The 19,484-nt window shown below is 42.6% G+C and carries 19 protein-coding genes; 4 read left to right on the top strand and 15 right to left on the bottom strand.

What is annotated here, in order from left to right; genetic code table 11:
* Positions 1–8: 8 nt before the first annotated feature.
* The 3 genes from ACFSJY_RS16940 to ACFSJY_RS16950 form a co-directional block, all read right to left on the bottom strand.
* Positions 9–428, bottom strand: a complete 420-nt coding sequence (locus ACFSJY_RS16940) for an FAD synthase family protein (RefSeq protein ID WP_386037019.1) — start codon at positions 426–428, stop codon at positions 9–11.
* Positions 429–495: 67 nt separating this feature from the next.
* Positions 496–1,557: a CDP-glycerol glycerophosphotransferase family protein gene (locus tag ACFSJY_RS16945; protein WP_386037022.1), complete on the bottom strand. Its 1,062-nt coding sequence runs from the start codon at positions 1,555–1,557 to the stop codon at positions 496–498.
* 105 nt (positions 1,558–1,662) lie between these two features.
* A complete protein-coding gene (locus ACFSJY_RS16950; RefSeq protein ID WP_386037025.1) occupies positions 1,663–2,262 on the bottom strand; it encodes a TIGR04211 family SH3 domain-containing protein in 600 nt (199 codons plus the stop codon).
* Between the two features lie 202 nt (positions 2,263–2,464).
* Between ACFSJY_RS16950 and ACFSJY_RS16955 the strand changes: the two genes are divergently transcribed.
* Complete coding sequence (locus tag ACFSJY_RS16955) at positions 2,465–4,003, top strand: CYTH domain-containing protein (RefSeq protein ID WP_386037028.1); 1,539 nt, start codon at positions 2,465–2,467, stop codon at positions 4,001–4,003.
* Positions 4,004–4,035: 32 nt separating this feature from the next.
* The gene (locus ACFSJY_RS16960; RefSeq protein WP_386037031.1) at positions 4,036–4,923 is read left to right on the top strand and encodes a L,D-transpeptidase family protein; all 888 of its coding nucleotides are present in this window, start codon (positions 4,036–4,038) and stop codon (positions 4,921–4,923) included.
* A gap of 1 nt (position 4,924) precedes the next feature.
* On the opposite strand, the gene ACFSJY_RS16965 is transcribed toward ACFSJY_RS16960, so the two are convergent.
* From ACFSJY_RS16965 to ACFSJY_RS17005, 9 genes are all read right to left on the bottom strand, one after another.
* The gene (locus ACFSJY_RS16965; RefSeq protein ID WP_386037034.1) at positions 4,925–5,194 is read right to left on the bottom strand and encodes an Lpp/OprI family alanine-zipper lipoprotein; all 270 of its coding nucleotides are present in this window, start codon (positions 5,192–5,194) and stop codon (positions 4,925–4,927) included.
* A gap of 76 nt (positions 5,195–5,270) precedes the next feature.
* Positions 5,271–5,732 carry an ion channel gene (locus tag ACFSJY_RS16970; RefSeq protein ID WP_386037037.1) on the bottom strand — a complete coding sequence of 154 codons (462 nt, stop codon included), beginning with the start codon at positions 5,730–5,732 and terminating at the stop codon, positions 5,271–5,273.
* A 6-nt stretch (positions 5,733–5,738) separates the two neighbouring features.
* A complete protein-coding gene (locus tag ACFSJY_RS16975) occupies positions 5,739–6,068 on the bottom strand; it encodes a hypothetical protein (protein WP_386037040.1) in 330 nt (109 codons plus the stop codon).
* Between the two features lies 1 nt (position 6,069).
* Positions 6,070–6,708, bottom strand: coding sequence for a hypothetical protein (locus tag ACFSJY_RS16980; protein ID WP_386037043.1), 639 nt, complete (start codon positions 6,706–6,708; stop codon positions 6,070–6,072).
* A 62-nt stretch (positions 6,709–6,770) separates the two neighbouring features.
* Positions 6,771–7,466, bottom strand: a complete 696-nt coding sequence (locus tag ACFSJY_RS16985) for a PspA/IM30 family protein (RefSeq protein ID WP_386037046.1) — start codon at positions 7,464–7,466, stop codon at positions 6,771–6,773.
* A 19-nt stretch (positions 7,467–7,485) separates the two neighbouring features.
* Positions 7,486–7,899: a YjfI family protein gene (locus ACFSJY_RS16990; RefSeq protein ID WP_386037049.1), complete on the bottom strand. Its 414-nt coding sequence runs from the start codon at positions 7,897–7,899 to the stop codon at positions 7,486–7,488.
* A gap of 163 nt (positions 7,900–8,062) precedes the next feature.
* Complete coding sequence (locus ACFSJY_RS16995) at positions 8,063–9,757, bottom strand: polyamine aminopropyltransferase (RefSeq protein ID WP_386037052.1); 1,695 nt, start codon at positions 9,755–9,757, stop codon at positions 8,063–8,065.
* 23 nt (positions 9,758–9,780) lie between these two features.
* Positions 9,781–10,686, bottom strand: coding sequence for a DUF350 domain-containing protein (locus ACFSJY_RS17000; protein WP_386037055.1), 906 nt, complete (start codon positions 10,684–10,686; stop codon positions 9,781–9,783).
* Positions 10,687–10,704: 18 nt separating this feature from the next.
* The gene (locus ACFSJY_RS17005) at positions 10,705–11,742 is read right to left on the bottom strand and encodes a hypothetical protein (RefSeq protein ID WP_386037058.1); all 1,038 of its coding nucleotides are present in this window, start codon (positions 11,740–11,742) and stop codon (positions 10,705–10,707) included.
* Positions 11,743–11,833: 91 nt separating this feature from the next.
* On the opposite strand from ACFSJY_RS17005, the gene glnE reads away from it, so the two are divergent.
* The gene (glnE, locus tag ACFSJY_RS17010; RefSeq protein WP_386037061.1) at positions 11,834–14,698 is read left to right on the top strand and encodes a bifunctional [glutamate--ammonia ligase]-adenylyl-L-tyrosine phosphorylase/[glutamate--ammonia-ligase] adenylyltransferase; all 2,865 of its coding nucleotides are present in this window, start codon (positions 11,834–11,836) and stop codon (positions 14,696–14,698) included.
* A gap of 72 nt (positions 14,699–14,770) precedes the next feature.
* On the opposite strand, the gene ACFSJY_RS17015 is transcribed toward glnE, so the two are convergent.
* Together ACFSJY_RS17015 and lpxL are read right to left on the bottom strand one after the other, a co-directional pair.
* Positions 14,771–15,487, bottom strand: coding sequence for a TcpQ domain-containing protein (locus tag ACFSJY_RS17015; protein ID WP_386037064.1), 717 nt, complete (start codon positions 15,485–15,487; stop codon positions 14,771–14,773).
* Between the two features lie 52 nt (positions 15,488–15,539).
* Positions 15,540–16,478: an LpxL/LpxP family Kdo(2)-lipid IV(A) lauroyl/palmitoleoyl acyltransferase gene (lpxL, locus tag ACFSJY_RS17020; protein ID WP_386037067.1), complete on the bottom strand. Its 939-nt coding sequence runs from the start codon at positions 16,476–16,478 to the stop codon at positions 15,540–15,542.
* A 56-nt stretch (positions 16,479–16,534) separates the two neighbouring features.
* On the opposite strand from lpxL, the gene hldE reads away from it, so the two are divergent.
* Positions 16,535–17,962, top strand: a complete 1,428-nt coding sequence (hldE, locus tag ACFSJY_RS17025) for a bifunctional D-glycero-beta-D-manno-heptose-7-phosphate kinase/D-glycero-beta-D-manno-heptose 1-phosphate adenylyltransferase HldE (protein ID WP_386037070.1) — start codon at positions 16,535–16,537, stop codon at positions 17,960–17,962.
* Positions 17,963–18,107: 145 nt separating this feature from the next.
* On the opposite strand, the gene tolC is transcribed toward hldE, so the two are convergent.
* The gene (gene tolC, locus ACFSJY_RS17030) at positions 18,108–19,484 is read right to left on the bottom strand and encodes an outer membrane channel protein TolC (RefSeq protein ID WP_386037074.1); all 1,377 of its coding nucleotides are present in this window, start codon (positions 19,482–19,484) and stop codon (positions 18,108–18,110) included.

Below are 19,484 nucleotides of genomic sequence, written 5' to 3' on the forward strand. Positions count from 1 at the left end.
GTCCTTGTTTATTTCACTAAATCGCCAAGGGCTTTACGTAATATTGTGCTTGAAGTATGTGTGGTATATGGGAAGTAGAGGATCTCGACACCAACTTTACCAAACTCTTCTTCTATCTTGTTCCACTTTTCTGTGCCTTTCCAATCGTCACCGACAAACATTCGGTCAAACTTGAGATTGTTCCAAGCTTCCATTTTATCGTAACTTGTTTGAGGAACGACTTCGTCGACAAACTTGATTGCTTCGACTATTTCCATACGTTCTGCAAATGGAATAATAGGTTGCTTGTTTTTTGCCTTCATCGACAATTCGTCGCTGGTTACGCCTACGATTAAGTAATCACATTCAAGTTTCGCGCGTTTTAAAACGTTTAAATGACCAATGTGAAACATATCGAACACACCAGTTGTGTAACCAATTTTTTTCATGATTTACCTTTTGAAAATGACGTGATTGACGGTAGGCACCGCTTTTTCGGCAAGTGTAACATAGCGATCAATGGCTGAGTAGATACTCAACAATGCGCTTACTTGCTTTGCCATCAAGTTTGCCAGCCAATTTCTCAGTAAACGCTAAACGAACGGACTCTAGCTGTGCCGGATTTTGATAATGACTATCAACGAGCTGCTTTAAATGTTTGTATGATTTTGCGTGGGCAGCAATATCGGCATATTCACCATAATCTTGATCCATGCGCTTTTTAAAGCGATAGCTAAGAGGACCTCGGTAACTCCATCTAAGCTTTAAAAAGTCACACCATATAACCGGTTTATTCAGTGCAGCAAATTCGAATAGCGCTGATGATGCATCACTGATTAGCAAGTCGGCTGATGCTAAAAAAGGAACAAGTGAATAGTCTTCTACTTTAGCTAGGTAGACGTTTTCGTAGTTCGCCCAATGCGTTAATAATTGCTGCTGTTTGCGATACTTTTCTTTAGCTACAGAAAAGTAATGAGGTTTTATTAGTATATTGTACTCAGCAAACTCTGTTGGCCAGTGTTTTGGAAAGCGCTCGATACTACTAGGATAAAACGTTGGCGCATATACGATGGTTGGCTTGCTGGGATCTAGACCAAGTGAACTTAGGTCGAAGCCTGCTCCTTCTTGGTTGATAATCGGGTCAAGCTTACAAAAACCCACATCAACAAAAGTGTCATTCGGATACATGTCATTGAACCTTGCGGTGCGATATGCGCCCTCAACAAACCGCACAGTGGTTGGTGTATCAGACTTAGTGTAGTAACTTGCCTTTGGGCCTATACCATGACCAAGCTGTACGGATTTGCTCACAGTATGCACTTGGTCTAGGTGTGGATAGGAATTGGCAAAGAAAACCCAATCTGCTTTTTGCTCTAAATAATATTCAGTTGCTTGCTGCTGATTGTCTACCCATATAGCATCCAAGTTCTCTGCTTCAATAATTCCCTTAATGACCTGATCATGAATGTCATGATAAAACACGAAACTCGCTGAACCGTTTTGGCGCTTTAATTCTTTATAAACAGGCAAGTATTGAGGCAAGTAGTAAAGGTGTAAAACGTCAAAAATAATATGCATAGTGTGATTAACAGGTAATTCGAAAAATTGAATGATAGCACAGCTTTAATGCGCTATAGATATAAAAAAGCCCTGCAATAGCAGGGCTTTCTGGGGTAATAACGTTTAGGTCCAACTGTCCATTGACGACTTTTTACGACCACCTAATTTAGGTAATAAAATGCCTAACAAAATACCTATACACATTACAATGGCACCATTAAAGAACCATTCTTTTTTGATATCCATGTCATGACTTGCCACTTTAGCTTCTGCAGAAGCGAGATCTTTTTTCAGCGTTGCAAGTTCATTACTTAACCGCTCAACGTTTGCATTAGCATTTGCTAACTCATTGTTAGATGTACTGATTTGGCTTTGCAGTGAAGATTCACGTTCATTCGTTGTCGCTAATTGACCATTCAATTCAGCGACGACATGACGTAAACCTGGCTTTGTTGATACAAATTTGCTTTCAACCCAAGCTGTGCGGTCTTTGTCGTCAATTATTTGTGTGTATTCGTTGCGTGCTTCGCCAGTGAGTTTTACCTGTGTACCTGCCGTAATACTGCCAACAATTCGGTAATTGGTACCAGCACCCGCATGCATGTATATGAATAATTCATCTGAGATAAAACCGTCGTCGAAGTTAGCTTCAGCTTCCTGCGCGCCAGCTTGAATAGAAATGCTTGCTAACGCTAACGCCAATAAGTGCGCTAATTTCCTCATGAGATAACCAATTGAAAACATAATTAGAATTTATGTTTCCGATATTAGGGCTTTGTGGCGTTAGGTGCAATAGCACATCAGGAAAATTAACTGGTTGATGACTATTTAAATTGTAAAATAACTTGCTTGTTAAAATTGGCTTTTGTAATCTGTTTTTCTGGTTTCTAATTAGGTCCGGGTAATCGTTAACCTGCGACATCAAATGTCTACTGAAATAGAGCTTAAATATCTAGTTGCCGACTTGGACGTCGCTGATAGATTTACCGCGTTATTAACTGACAAACAGTTACTGCATACCCATACCACTCGCCATTTATCTAATACCTATTTCGACACGCAAGCACGCTCGTTGAGATCATTTGATATGGGTCTTAGAGTCCGTCGTGTTGGTGATTACACAGAACAAACCATAAAAACAGCCGGCACCACGATTGGTGGATTGCATCAACGTCCAGAGTACAATGTAGAAATCGATGATACATTTCCTACATTGTCTTTATTTCCCAGTGAAATCTGGCCGGAAAATGCCAGTGTCGAGGACTTACAAAAAGAGTTAGTATCTGTGTTTAGTACCAACTTCACTCGCGAATGCTGGCAAGTGATTATTGGTGACTCTGAAATAGAGGTAGCATATGACCACGGTAAAATTGAATCGCAAGGTCAGACTCTTGATATCAATGAAATAGAGCTTGAACTGGTAAAAGGTGAGCGTGACGCTATTTTTACCTTGGCAGAATTGTTAATTGATCGCTTTAATGTGACTGCGGGTACAGAGAGTAAAGCGGCAAGAGGCTACAAACTTTGGCAGCAAGGATTAGTCGAAGAGGATGAAAGTACCCAAGAAAGCCAAACTTTTTCTGATTCTCTAGACAACCGAGACATTGAACAGGTATCACTGAGTGCATCATTATCTGTTGAAAAAGCCATGCTTATTGGATTGGAACAAGGCTTACGCTCTTTGCAACAAGCAATCGCTAGTACAATACAAACCCCGACGTTACCTAATTTAAAATGCGTTTTTCAAGCGTTAACCTTTATTGATCATGGCTTTAGCTTACATCAAGAGCTTATTGAACAAGACAAATTTGATCGCTTTACCAGTCTTGTTAAAGAATCGATGGAGAGCTTTAGCTGGCTAGAAAGCGCTATTCACATCAATGATTTAACACTTCGCTCGGGCCATTATCGCAAGAAGCTTGAGTACAGCAATCAACTTGTCAGTACTTTAAAACTAGAGCGGAGCCGCTTTCCCAATGAACAAGAGATAAAGCAGCTGTTGTCTGGTAAGGTCATTAACTTACTGCAGTTAAAGTTACTCAAATTTATTCTGTCTCCTGTGGTTAAACCGTCAGAAAAGCCGAGAGTAATAGAAGATTTCTCTCGTTCAAATTTGGAGAAGAGCCTAAAGGCTTTAGTGTCGATTAGCGGCAATAAACACGAGTTAGATAGTCTCGAGTTCATTGTGATGCAGCACCATTTGTATTCGAGTTTATTGACGGGCAGTTGGTATGGCAGTTTATTCAATGGTGAACTAAGAGCTGAATATCGTCGCCAATGGCTTGATGTATTTTATGGTATCGAAGAGTTAGCAACCCTGTCTTTGCTTCAGCAACAGTTAAATGCTATCGATGCTATTCCTGACAAACTTGTTCGCTGGCTCGCTAATAAAATAGAAAACTTGGTTATGGTAATTAACCAGTCGTATCAATCAGCTATTCAGGTGGAACCATATTGGCGTTAAATATCAGTTCCTACAACAAAAAGGCGAGCAGTATGCTCGCCTTTTGCTTGTCTTTACCCTTTTTTTTAGCAAGCATTAGTGCTGCAGCGGCGACTTATATTTTACCGCCGGAAAACCAACGACTAATCGGTCAGCCTGTTGTCCACCCTGTTGGTGAAGGTGATTTTTTTCAGGTATTAGCTGAACAATATAATGTTGGGTTTTTAGCGCTGTTGGCAGCCAATCCGAACATTGACCCTTATTTACCCGCTGTTGGAAGCCGAGTAATTATTCCTGCACAGATGTTACTTCCTTTTGGTGAACGTAAGGGGATAATTGTCAACTTGCCGGAATTACGGCTTTATTACTTTGACCCAGAACACCCACTTGTCCATGTTTTTCCTGTTGGTATAGGTAGGCTGGGTTTAGAAACGCCTAGAACGACAACTTACATTGGTGAAAAGCGAAAAGATCCTATCTGGCGTCCAGGGCCTGAAATGAAACAACGCTATCTCGAGGAAAAAGGCATTGAGTTGGCAGATGAAGTGCTACCGGGCCCGAATAACCCTTTCGGTAAGTATGCGCTTCGCTTGGCAACCAGCGAATATTTGATTCACGGCACTAATCAGCGTTTTGGTGTCGGCACGCGAGCAAGCTCTGGTTGTATTCGCATGTATGATGATGATATTCGATGGCTTTACGACAATGTCCCGCTAAATACGAGTGTAAAAATTATTGATCAGCCACTTAAAATGTCATTTGAAGCTAGTGGTAGAAAATTATTTGAAGTGCATCAACCGTTAACGTCTGATGAGCAGGAAAAACAAATAGCGGAAAATCAGGTTTTATTGGAAAAGTTTGTCGGCGAAGAATTGATAGATAAGCACCTTAAGGACTACATGCAACCTTCTGGTTTAGTCCTTGAGGTGATTTCAGACTAGTTTACTTTTTGTAAGTAGCGACCATATTGTCTAAACGTTGATTTGCTTTTTCCACTGCCATAGCAGCGTCGTGGCTTTGTGTGTTCAGCGTCTCTATAGCCTTACCTTGTTGCTTTTGTTGAGCCTTCAGTTCGTTAACCTGTTCAGAAAGTGCTTGAACACGGGCTGTTAAGTTATCAATCTTACGAGTCATATGACCCATTTCACCTGTATTTGAACAACCGGTGAAAAGTACTACTGATGCGACTGCAATTACTGTCATTTTTATCATAATTATTTCCCTTTCAACGTGTTAACCGTCAAGGTTAGTATGACATAGCGAAAACTCAGCGCAATACGGTTAGTGCTTACTTTTCGATAAGTTGCTCAACTTTAGCAACAAGCTGGTCGACTTTTGCTTCAAGCTGCTTGTTGTGTTCAAGAATTTCAGCGTTTTGCTTACGCAGTTCTCGGTTCTTGACGTTGGTATCGGAAAAGCCGACAAATTTATTGATAAATTGAGCGCCAACAAAGCTGACCATACCAACCCCAATATAAAACATAGCAGCAACGATTAATCTTCCTGCGAACGTTACAGGGTAGAAATCACCAAATCCTATGGTGCTTGCACTCATTTGCAGCGTCCAAAATGCGTCTTTAAAGGTTTTAATATTGCTGTGCTCGACGACAGACTCTACCTGCACAAGTGCGATCGAGAATAAACCGATAAGAATGTAAAGTACGACAAGCGTAATAAGCAGAAGGTAAAAAGAGTTATAATTTCGAATACCGTAACTATCAACGGTATACATTCGCATTTTATCTTTCATGTGTTGTTATTCGATATTTGTTTTTACATGCAATATCAAATCATCCATCAGTTTACGTTTAATTTCCAGTTGCTGATCGGCATCTAAGCCATATTTTTCCGCAAGCACTTCGTAATCGTCAGGCGAGAGACTCACCGTTAATCGTGGACGCTTAGGTCTCTTATTTGTCGGTAAGCCTAATATCGTGCGAATCTGATCTGAAGGACTCAACCCCGCTTCTAATGCCTCTCGTCGAATAGCCAATTGAAACTGTTCATCCATGTCAAAAGCGACTTGCACTGCCTTCATTGCTTTGACGTTTGACTGCCACTTTTCAGGTACTTTGCGATTACTCATGCTAACTTCCTGGGTACATATCAACGATATCTGTGGTCGGTCTAAATAGTGTCAAGAAGACATCTGTATCGCCATCTTCCCAGACCTCAATATCAATACCTCTTGTTTCATCCTGGTCATACAGCGTGTAAAGCTCGAATTGTTCACCAGCCTCACTTCCTTCGAATTGAGAAAGCTGCGTGACACGGTTGTCTTTGCGGTGGAAAAAGCCCACTTGTGCAAAGGCTTGCTGCTTGTACTCTTCTCCACTCCAACCTTGGGTATGGTCGTTGTCTGATTGACGTGTCAAAAACGCCTGACCTGGTTCATCAAACACCTCAGAAAATGCATCTAAGTTGAACAGTGTTTCAACATCGTGATGTTCTACTTTGAGTGATAACTTGAGGTATGTTTTATCGTCTACCTCTAGCGACAGAAATAGTTCGACGTCACTTTGACCGATCAATACCCACTCTGTTTGGGTGCGATGCTCGTATTCGTAACAATTAACAGCGCTGACTTGAAATTGCTGGTCGCGCAGAAGGCTGGGTAGGGCGAAGCTGTCGGTAAAAACGACAATATCGTTTATTTGCAGATCTTTAACTTGTGTAACGGCCCTTTGCTTTTGTTCAGAGCCAAACATTTTTTTGAAGAAACTCATTGAATCTCCCTAAAAAAGCTCAGCCCTCATTACTGCGGGAGAAGGCTGAGCGGGTTGGGAAGTTAGCCTTTATTTTGCTTGGCTTTAATTCTGTCCAATACTGAACTTGCATTGTTATCAGCGGCGCCGATACCAGCAGCTTTCAGTTGTGCTTCTAAAGAACCGTCGCCAGTTTCCGCTTCTAGTGCTTCAGCAGCTTTCATTTGGTCGTCAAAGCGTTGTTGTTTCGCTTTGATTCGTTCTAACGAATCTTTAGCGTTTAGCAATTTAGAATTGCTAGACGAGAAATTGTCAGTAATCGCTGATGTCGCTTTTTGCACGCTTTCAGTTGTCTTTACCATAGAAAGTTGGCGCTTATGTTCTTGGATTTGACGTTCACTTTTACGCACTAATTCTTTCAAACGCGTAGCGTTTGTCTCGAAGCTAGTTAAAGCGGTTTGCTGTGATGACAATTCTGTTTCTAAGCTCGCGATTTTCTCGGCAACAGCTAGAGCCAGACTTTCATCACCTTTCTCTAATGCTTGGGCAGCGTAGCCTTCGTGCTCAGTAATTTCACGTTGCAGACGCTCAACATCGCGGCTTGCTGCCATTTGTTGTGCCATGACATTGGTTAAGTCACGTTTCGCCTTGGTTAAGTGATTTTCCGCATCGCGAATTTCCTGTTCGAAAATACGCGTACCGTTTGCGTCAACAATCGCTTCGCCAACTTCAGTAGCGCCACCACGGACAGCGGTCATAATTTTTTTGAAAATACTCATAAAATGCTCCTAATGATGGTTAAACTAAGTAGTCGCTCATGTCGTCAATAATTTCGACAGCGTTGTTGTTTAAAACAGCGAGCTCATGTTCGATATCTGCAAACGTCGAGCTAATCGAAAGAGCGCCAAAAATGACATATTTGTCGCCAATCTTTGAAAATGAAGATAAAGGCATTGGAATGCTCATTTCCAGCATGCTGGTGTGCATTTCATTGATTGCATCCGGTTTAACTTCTTCTGCACCCCATAAGTAGGTGATAGCAAGAATTTGATCATCGGTTACCGACACAAATACCGGTAACTCTTCACGCCCCACAATAGTGACTTGTAAGACGTCTACTTCGCCAGATATTGGCTGACAGTCAAAAACCATCCCGGTTTCAGAGTTATCTGCTAGCGCATTTAAATGGTCAGCTATCTTATGAATGTTCATGTGTATCCTCATGTTGTAATAAGTAGCAAAGTGGCGATCACGTCACTGGTTGCTAATCGACATAATATGTCAATGTAGTTAACTCTAGCACTACGACATAATATGTCAACTGGTGAAAGTTAATTTTTACGTTTTGTTACTTTTATGCGTCTAGAAAGGCCAGCTACTGGGTTATGCCCTGCTGATCTCGCCATGCTTTTTGATGTAATTGATAGATAGTATGGCTACCCAAATAATTAATGCCAATTTCTGATCGGTTTCGGTAGAACCCGTTAGGAAACTCAAAGGCGTTCAGCATCATTGGCAGCGTAAGCCATGAATGTTGTACTGGCATTTCATTCAACTGTGCTAAACGTTGGCTAGGCGATAACCCTGACTTTGCGCCTATCGTCCATCCCCATTCGCCAAAGCTAGGCACATTGTCATGGTATTGCTCGACATCGCTAAAGCCCGCTGCAGCTAGAGTATTAGCGATAGCAATAAAGCTGTCTTTGGCGTGATATGGGCTAGTTGACTGAATACCGATAAGGCCGTCAGCCGATAAAAGCTGCCCTAATCGCGCATAAAAATTAACAGAATAAAGTTTGTTGAGATCGGGGTGACTGGGATCGGGTAAATCAACTAACACAGCATCATAAAACTTACCTTGGGCAATAAGTTCATCTATTGCTAAAAACGCATCTGCAGCGATAACGTCAACGCGAGGATCCGTTAAACTGTGCTCGTTAAGTTCACTTATTTTCAACGCTAAGTCTTCAGGCAGGTAGTTATCGGGCTTTGAAAAAATGTCTAATAATTTGCTATCTAAGTCGATTAAAGTGACGTCTTGTGCGCCCCAATTCAGCACATCTCTCAACGCTAGGCCGTCTCCACCACCAATAATTAAAACACTTTCGTGTCGCGCAGAGCCAGCGAGTACAGGGTATACCAAGTAGCCATGATAAATTTCTTCATCTATCGATGAGAACTGCAAACGACCATTGAGATAGAAATTGATAACGGTATCGTTATTTAACCCCATATTACGCTCAGTAAAGGTCAGCTGCTGGTATCGTGTTTTATCGGTATAAACGACCTTATCCAAATACAACAAATTATTCATTTGGTTAAGCCAATTATTGCCGTGCTGATATACCACCAGAATCATCAATCCTAGGCAAAGGTGCAGCGCCACTAATACCTTTCGCCAGCGAAGTTGTGACCAAAAACGCGCGATAAATACTGTGCCAGCGAGTAAATTAAGTGCAGCGGTCAATGCACCTGCTTTGCTAATATCAATGGCAAGCAAAAACAGCACCCAAATTGCCGCACCGATACCTGCGCCAATATAATCTGCGCCATAGATGGTGCCTAAGTTGTGCTGCAAGTGTTTTTGATGTGATATTTCACGGATTTTGGCGATGAGCGGAATTTCCATACCAATGAAAAAACCCAGCAAAAATCCAAATAAATAAGGAGATTTCAAAGCTAACCAGCTCAAACTTTGAAAAAGCCCTCCTCTTGGCATTGCATCTGGCGGAAGGTTAAATGTCTCCGCCACCACTTGTGGTAAAAGTTGAGTAACAGCAATTGCCCCGCCAATAAACAAAATGGCGCTGCAACCAAGCAGGGCGATAATGACCTCTAGCCACACAAAGCCGTTAAACGGGCATTTTATTTTTCGGGCCGCAAATGCCCCTAATCCCATCGACACTATCATCAAACCAATCATGGTGTAGATGGTACTCTCCATTACACCGAGTACTCGGCCAGCGTAATGAGAGAGTAAATATTCATAAACCAGACCACAGCCAGCCAGAACGGCCATGGTTAGGATTAATATGGTATCGTCTATTAGCAGACGACGTTGGTTATTCATATTGCGTGTGGTTACCTATTTTTCTAGGCCATTAAACCCGTAAGGATTAATGCGATTGAAATGCTGATTGCCATCTCAATACTGGCAACACCAATATTATGTTGTTGGTCTACTTCTTCAACCAAGTTGATACCCCATAAAATTAACTTCTTGGCGATATAGGTCAATAAAGCGACCAGTAGTGTCATAAACACGCCAAAGGCTAACCAGCCCACAAGGTTGACGACTAAGGTTTCAGGGCTGTAGCTGAAGAAATAGCTTGCAGCAGTAACGGCTAGCGCAGTACTAATCACTTGGCCAGCATAACGAATGGCTAGTGCAACTTGACCTTTTGCAAACGCTTCTTGCAGTGAATCGCCTTGATTGTTGCTCGCGTATTGGCGCTCTTTAATGCGTGTCGCAATGACCAACATAGCTTGTGAAACTACGAAACCACTGACAATGGCGATAAAGGTGTTGATATCGACACCGTAAACCCAAATCAAGACCGCGCGAATAACAATAGCGGTGGCAATAGCACCAGCGGCATCGACGATACCGATTGTCAAATTGCCTGCCTTGATATGTTCTGTTTTGTCGATTTGGTTGAGGGCAAATTTGTCGTGAACAAGGCGGCCAACTTTAATTAAAATCAACCCCAGCAAGCCATATGACAACATACCGATAGCTTCCATCATCAAGCTTTCAGCGGTATCGCCTGTAATTGCTCCATTCAGCGCAATACCTAATGCCGCGATTGAACCGGCGACACTGATACCGAAGGCAAAGTTGTCTTGTTTTGCCAATTCGTCGGTGGTGTTTACCTTAGCTGCGACGCCTGAGACGAAACGCATTGCGCTTAGAAGTGCTATGGCAATAAGTAAGTCAACTGCTAAAAACAGCAGTAACTCTGAATTTAGTGCAGTAATATCCAATAATGTATTTAGCATGTTAATTCTCCTGGCTGCTTATTTGCCGCGACGAAATCCGCGCGTCGTGCTACTGCTGCTGTTTCTGAAACTCGCACTTTTTGCATATTTTGAGTTTGAGCTTTTCGCATAAGTGCTTTTCTTTGCATTGTTTGTTCTAAATTTGTTGGCGCTAGCTTGCGCTGTTTTGCTTTGACTCGATACACCAGAAGCACCGCTGCGGTTTTTACCGTAAGCACTGGTAAACTTCTGCTGTCCGCCTTGGAACGACTTGCGTGTTCGATTTTCAATTTGGCTTTGCTTTTGTAGCTGTGTTGGTGAGCTAAACCGTGTTCGTCCATAGTCATGGTAATAGCTATAATTTCGCTTTGAGCCCCAATTATGGTAGTAAACTCTGCGTTTACGCTTGCCAAAGCCATCAATATCAAGCACATCGTCTAACATGCGATACATGCCGTACCACATCCAAAACGAAGTGCCACTGCTATCAGTTTGCCATTGGCCATATGATGGGTTACCGATGAGTTGTTCGCCCACGCCAAAATCTTGTGCATTATTTGCCGCTAAACTTTGGCTTTTAGACATGGCATTCACACGAGGTAGCTCTCCATCAGACATATCAGACAACACGTTGAGTGGGTCGCTTAGCGCATCTGAAAATAGGATTGGATCTGCTGCTTGATAAATATTCAACAGCTCTTCAAAGCGTGCCTGAGAGCTCGCGAACATTTGTGGCTGCTCTTTGACTGTTTTGAGCCTGTCGAGTAAAGCGAGATACATCGGGCCTTGCGTACCAGCGTCCTTCTTAAACTCGTCAATCAGTGGCAAAAATTGTGGTTTTTGGCCAGCTAAATGTTCAGCGTACTGAGTAATCAATTTTGCGTTACGCACTTGATTATTATCAAGCATGTCACCTAATTGTTTAACGCGTTGTTCTGTTAATGGAATTTGAGCATCAAGTTGCTCTTGCACAGGATCACCACAGCCTGTTATCAAAAACAGTAGCGTGATCAGTGCGATAGTTAGTTTGTGCATGTGTGCCATCTCATCCTTAAAAATGCTATGGTTATTATTCATTAATAACACTTATGACATAATATGTCCATGTTGTGTCATTATCGCCCCAAGATTAAATCACTCCTGCATTGTGGATGAAAGGAAAATTATTGTGATAATTTGTGACAGAGTAAATAACAATGAACAGTTAAATTTACTTGGCCAGCAACGAGTTACTCAACTAGAAGCAGCACATTGGTCCACTTTTTCTCCTTTAGACAATAACAAGCGAACTATTGCGATTGCTAGCTTAGCATTGAGTGACTTTCTGTTTCGCTCATGTGAACTCGCGCCAGACGTTATGTATAAGGTATTTTCAGGCGCTGAGTTCGATCGTGAGTACCTGCCAAATTATCATCAAGAGTTAGAAGAATTGTTGGCAACCTGTGACGATGAATTGGCATTGCACCGGGCTCTCAGGTTGTATCGAACAGAGGCTATGGCACATATCGCAATCAGTGATGTTGTCGGGCAAGTCTCTCTAGATAATTCTTTACAACGGCTATCCTCGCTTGCTGATGCGTTAATACTGTCAGCACTTAAGTGGTTAAAAAATCACTGTAAAGCACGCTGGGGCACACCGTATAATGCAAATGGAGAAGAGCAAGAGTTATTGGTTTACGGGATGGGGAAATTAGGTGGCGAAGAACTTAATTTTTCGTCGGATATCGATTTAATTTTTGTCTATCCAGAAATGGGAGAGACACAAGGCGCTCGTAAAACTTTGGATAACCAAACGTACTTTACGCGCCTTGGGCAAAAATTGATAAGTGCTCTGAATCAACAAACGGCAGACGGTTTTGTCTACCGCGTGGATATGCGCTTAAGACCATTTGGTGAGAGTGGTCCTCTTGTGCTCAGTTTTGCTGCAATGGAAGACTATTATCAGGAGCAAGGGCGCGATTGGGAGCGTTACGCGATGCTTAAGGCTCGGCTGATTGGCGGTGGCAAACAGGCACAGCAGTTATCCACTTTGTTGCGCCCATTTGTTTACCGACGTTACATCGACTTCAGCGTGATTGAAAGCTTACGCAAAATGAAGAATATGATCAGTCAGGAAGTGCGGCGAAAACAACTTACGAATAATATAAAGCTTGGTGCTGGTGGCATTAGAGAAATTGAATTTATTGTTCAGGTATTTCAGCTTATACGTGGTGGCAGAGTTAAAGCGCTGCAGCAGAAGAATTTGCTGACGGTATTACCAGAGTTGGTCAATGAATCACTTCTACCGCAGAAAAGTGCTGAAATACTTGAGAACGCCTATCGATTTTTACGCCGTGCAGAAAACATTATTCAAGCACTTGATGATAAGCAAACGCAAACCTTACCCGATTTACCGCTCGATCAATTAAGACTCATCACGGCCATGCAAATCGATAGCTGGTCGGTATTTATTGAGCAGCTCAAAGCTCACATGGAAGGAGTTCATAAAGAGTTTTCATTGCTCATTGGCGAAGAAGCACCTAACCAAGAAAGTATTGAAAGTATCTGGGAAACCTTATGGTTGAGCCAATGGGAATCTCGAGAGGAGTTCAAATGGCAGCAAGATATTGCTGAGCACTGGCAAGAACAATCGACTTGGCAGCGTCTCTATGACTTTAAACATGAGATTGATCAGCGCACTATGGGTCAGCGTGGAAGGCAAATTTTCGATAAACTAATGCCCCGGGTTTTATGGCGACTTCACCATCAACAGATGAAGGAAAAAGCCGTGCCTCGCGTGCTGCAGGTTTTAGCAAAGATTGTCAGTCGTACCGCGTACCTAGAGCTTTTGTTTGAGAACGAAGGTGCGCTAATTCAACTTATAAAGCTATGTGATAAAAGTGACTGGATTTCAGAGTACATTGCGAAATTTCCTATTCTATTAGATGAGTTAATTGACCCCAAGCTACTTCATAACCCGCCGGCGCTGAGTCAATATACCGAAGATTTGCAGCACTCAATGCTGCGAATTCCCGAAGATGATGTTGAATCGCAAATGGAGGGCTTACGTCAGTTTAAGCAGGCGCAACAATTGCGTATTGCGGCGGCAGATATCAGTGAAGTATTACCGTTGATGAAAGTAAGTGACCATCTAACTGCATTGGCCGAAGCTATATTAACGGAGGTCATTCAGCAAGCATGGCAACAACTTACCGTGCGATTCGGGCAGCCCAATGCAACCGCTGGTACCGATCACAAAGGTTTTGCTGTCATAGGCTATGGAAAGATGGGTGGAATCGAACTGGGTTATGGTTCTGATCTGGACTTAGTTTTTATCCATGACAGTGATGCAAACGATTACACCAACGGTGACAAACAAATATCATCAAGCCAGTTTTATGTGAAACTTGCTCAAAAAATCATGCATATTTTTAACGCACGCATGAGCAGCGGTATTTTATACGAACTTGATATGCGACTGAGGCCGTCGGGCAATTCTGGTGTTCTTGTTATCCATGTGGACTCGTTCGCCGATTATCAGCTGACGGAAGCATGGACTTGGGAACACCAAGCATTAGTGCGGTCAAGAATCATATATGGTCATGAATTACTTGCTGAGCGATTCAATACAATTCGTCGGAACATTTTGTCGATGGCAAGAGAGCCTGAAGGATTAAAAAAAGATGTCGTTGAGATGCGTGAAAAAATGCGTGGACATATCGATAAATCAACAGAAACGGATATTGATTTAAAGCATGGTTTAGGTGGGTTAGTCGATATCGAGTTTCTTGCACAGTATTTAGTGCTCAACTTTAGCCATGAATTTCCAGCGTTAACGACCTATTCGGACAATGTTCGGATTTTCGAACAGCTGGCCAAACATAAAATTCTGACGCTAGAGCAATCCTCTCAACTCGTTGATAGTTATTGCCAGCTGAGAAATGAAGGTCATCGGGCAGTGCTGCAAAATGAGGCGTCAACACTACCTGCGTCGGAGTTCAAAGAAATTGCAGCGCCAGTTGTAAGCATTTATCATCGTTATTTGCATACATAGTAGGCGCTATTGTTTAAAACAGTGCTTTAGTGAAAGCTGGGTGAAACCACCACACTGCACGCTACCCTCCAGTTAATAGTAGCGTGACTGCTGTTGTTGCTGTTTAGATGTTAACAAGCGGCATTGGTCACTTAAATATTCGCTATTCCCATCGTCAAATACAATAGTGCGCTGTTTGTAGCAAAAGTATACTTTTACCCCTTCAGGGAAATAGCCACTGATTGCCACACCAATTTGATACGCAGTATCTAAAATGCCTTTATTGATACGGAAAGGGTCTTTGATAAGCAAGTCACGATTAAGACGCCACATAACCTCTAAGCCATCTTGCTCTGCGTATTCTGATAATTTTTGAAAAAGGGTTTGGCCTGTACGAAAAGCACGAGATTCTTTGGTTCCTCGCCAGTTCGGTTTTAGTGGGCGGGTGACCATAGCTTTCCCTTCTAAAAGCTTTTCCATATCACCCTTTACATCAGGTAAATAAACAACACCATCACGAATTTTCGGACCGTCATCTTCTTCACCATAGCCGTGAAGGTTAGCATAGAATTTGGATAAGCCTTCGGCAGCTTTGTTCGAGGAAAGCTTTTTCTTCGAGCGTTGAGGTGGTTCGATTACTTCCTTTTTTGTATCTGCTGTAGCCGCTTCGCCAGTCTGCACAGGTTGACTGGCTTCCTGCTCCCCCGAGCCTTCTGCGAGCGCAAGCAATAACTCATGGTTAGCCAGAAGGAAATAGGCTAACCCGGAGAGTACAGCTGCGAAAATGATGTTGCGAACCCAGAAATTCATTTGATACGTAATACTTATGTCGTCAATTACCGCTTACCATACTGAATAATGGCTATTTATACAACGATGGGTCGCTTTTGTTAGGTCGTGTTTTAAAGCGACGATGCAACCACATGTATTGATCTGGCTTACGCGAAATAGCTTGCTCTAGTGCTTGATTAACACGAATAACATCTGCTTCATCGTCATTTGATGGGAAGTTTTCAAGCTCTGGCAGAATTTCTATGGTGTAGCCTGAACCATCTTCATTGCGGGTTGGCACAACCATATGCGTTTTAACATTAGGTTGGCGAGCAAATATGAGTGTCCCTGTTGTTGTCGCTGCATCAGGTACTGCAAAGAACGGGACAAATAAACTGCGTGAGCGACCATAATCTTGATCTGGCAAATAAACACACGTTTCGCCTTCACCAAGCGCTTGAATTAAGCCTCGCACATCACGCTTACCTAACATGTACTTGTTGGATTTTCCGCGACCTCGATACTGGAAAAATTCCATTAATGGATTGTTGTGCGGACGGTAAAAAACCACCATAGGGTTGGCATAACCTACACCACGACAGTTAATTTCAACACTTAGGTAATGCATTGCAAGCAACAATACACCTTTGCCTTCTTTGCGAGCCTGTTCTAAGTGTTCTACACCTTTGACTTCTACCTTACGTTTGACTCGCCAGTTTGGCCACCACCAGCCCATGCCGGTTTCCAGCAGGGCTATGCCCGTGTTTTCGAAATTCTTTTTTACTAGCTTTTCTAATGCTTGGTCGCTCATGTCAGGAAAGCAAAGTCGCAAATTAGTTTCTGCTACTTTTTTACGGCTACCACCTATTTTGTACATCACTTTGCCTAGCTGGCGCCCGAGAAAAAGCTGAAACTTATATGGCAGCCAAGAAATACTGTATAAGATGAAAACGCCTAACCATGTCAGCCAATACTGCGGAAGAAGGAAAGACAGCTTAAAATTTGGCTGTAGAACTTTATTTTTACTCACGTGAACTTTTTAACTCATGATAAACTGTTGACATTATATAGTTTTTGGAAGTTAGGATGAAAGTAGATATTCCTGCCTTTACTGGCGCAAGAGTTTTAGTGGCCGGTGACATCATGCTAGATCGCTACTGGCAAGGCCCTACTCAGCGCATTTCGCCTGAAGCACCAGTACCTGTTGTAAAAATTAATCAACATGAAGACCGCCCGGGTGGAGCGGCAAATGTTGCATTAAATATCGCCTCTTTAGGGGGCGGGGTAACGTTAGCTGGCATCACCGGTGAAGATGATGCAGCTCGTACCTTAGAAACACACTTAAATGCTGTCGATGTAACATGTGCCTTCGCAGCGCAAGAGAGCGCGCCGACAATCACTAAATTACGCGTTGTTAGCCGCAATCAACAATTGATTCGTTTGGACTTTGAAGAGTCACTAGCTTCTGTCGACAAAGATGCATTTTCAATGAAAGTAGAGCAGCAACTGGCTCATCATGACGTGTTACTGCTCTCGGATTATGACAAGGGAACCCTGTCTGATGTGCAAGCGCTGATTAAAGCTGCTAAAGCGCAAAATGTTCCCGTACTGGTCGATCCTAAAGGTACCGATTTTTCGAAATATCGCGGTGCAACATTATTAACACCGAATATGTCTGAATTTGAGGCGATTGTTGGTCCATGCGGCAATGAGCAAGAGATCGTAGAAAAAGGTCAGCAGCTTTTAGTGGAACTCGATTTAGAAGCGCTCTTAGTGACGCGCAGCGAACAAGGGATGACATTACTTCGCAAGAATCAGGACGAATTCCATCTGCCTACTCAAGCACGTGAAGTTTACGATGTAACAGGTGCAGGTGACACTGTAATCGCCACCTTAGCACTTGCTGTTGCTGCTGAAGCCCAATTTACTCAAGCTGCTGCGCTGGCGAATATTGCCGCGGGTATTGTTGTTGGCAAGTTAGGGACGTCCACGGTTAGCGAAGCCGAGTTGATTAATGAATTACATAGCCAGCAAGAAAGTGGCTTCGGTGTTGTGAAAGAAGATCAGCTTAAAATCGCAGTTGAAGCCGCAAAGAAACGTGGTGAAAAAATCATTATGACAAATGGTTGTTTTGATATTCTTCATGCTGGACACGTCTCCTATTTAACCAACGCAAAAACATTGGGGACTCGATTAATTGTTGCTGTTAATTCAGATGATTCTGTAACACGATTAAAAGGCCCAGGTCGCCCAGTAAATACAGCGGATAGACGAATGGCGGTATTGGCGGGGTTAGGCGCAGTCGATTGGGTTGTGGAGTTCAATGAAGATACGCCTCAGCGCCTCATCGCGAATATTCTACCGAATGTGTTAGTCAAAGGTGGTGACTACAAAGTCGAGGATATTGCGGGTGGCAAAGAAGTTATTGAGGCTGGTGGTGAGGTGCAAGTACTGAATTTTGAGCAAGGCATCTCAACTACGGAAATCATCAACACCATTCGTTTGGAAGATTAAGGTCTGTTGCTCTTTCAGGATTACATGTTGTTCAAAACGAACACTGAAAGGCAATAGAACCAATATATGAGTACTAAAAAAGGCAGCCTAGGCTGCCTTTTTTAGTATTTGTGAACATCATATCTAGTCGATGTTTCCAAGCCTATTAGCTTGCTGGAGCAGGCATTAAGCCGGCATTGATGTCTTCTAAATCTTTAGCCGTCAGCGTACCTGCCGAGCGCTTAAGTGCTAGCACTGATACGATGTAGCCGTAACGTGTTGTTGATAAATTGCGCTTTGCGTTGTACAAGTTACGTGTGCTGTCCAATACATCAACTATTGTACGAGTACCTACTTCAAAACCCGCTTCCGTTGCTTCTAACGCTTTTTCAGCACTTAAAACAGACTGTTCAAGCGCTTTGATGCCTGAAACAGAAGCGATTACCGTGTTATATGCATTTCGAGTGTTACGAACAACATCGCGATAGGTGAACTCTAAATCTTCACTTGCCGCTACGTAGTTATGTTGTGCTTGACGCACTGAGCTAGATACTGCACCACCTGAGTAAATAGGTACGGTTAATGTCACACTGATAGAATGACTATCTAAATCAGGTTGTTCAAATTCAGGGAAGTTTTCAACTTGAATTGTGTCCTCAGAGTTTGTGTAACGACCAGACAAGTCAAGCGTTGGATAGTGACCTGAACGTGCGATATTGATGTTTTCTTTCGCGATATCAACGGACACTTTCTGAGCAATTAAATCAATGCTTTTCGCTTCAGCAGTTTGTTGCCACTGGTTCGCACTATCAGGCATTGGGTTTGATGCAGAGAATCTGTCAGTGTTTAAAATAGAAATATCACGCGGGTATACATTTGTCAGGACACGTAATGCTTCTTCTGTGTTGTAAATATTGTTTTGTGCACGAATAACTTGCGTTACTGAGTCATCATATTCTGCTTGCGCTTCATGAACATCAGTAATCGCTGTTAAGCCCACTGAAAAGCGCTGCTTGGTTTGTTCAAGTTGACGCTCAATCGCTACTTTTTGTGCTTCAGCAAACTCTAAATCATCGTAGGCACTAAGAATGTTAAAGTAAGCTTCAGTCACACGGATAATGAGGTCTTGTTGCGCTACTTGATAAAATAAGTCAGCTTGATGTGCGCTTTTTTTAGCGTTGTCTAAACGTAACCATGTGTCGTGGTGGTAAAGTTCCATATTTAATGAAGCGCCGTAACTGACATTTTCACTTTCAATGGTGTAGATGCTGCCAGCTGGCAGACCTAAGCTATTGTCAGCACCTGCTACATCTTCAGATTCACCATCGGTAAAGCTACCAGAAGCGTTGATTTGCGGTAGTAAAACGGCTCTCGCTTGCTCTATACCTTCTTTAGCAGCTTCATATTGTGCTGCTGCTTTTAAGATCACAGGATCATTTTGTGTCGCATATTGATATGCTTGCAGTAAGTCTTCTGCCATTACAGAAGAAGAACCCATAGCAAAAGACATCCCTACACATAGAGAGGCTAGCGTTTTTTTCAT

Origin of the sequence: Thalassotalea euphylliae (assembly GCF_042682785.1) — a bacterium.
GTDB classification, from domain to species: domain Bacteria; phylum Pseudomonadota; class Gammaproteobacteria; order Enterobacterales; family Alteromonadaceae; genus Thalassotalea_F; species Thalassotalea_F euphylliae.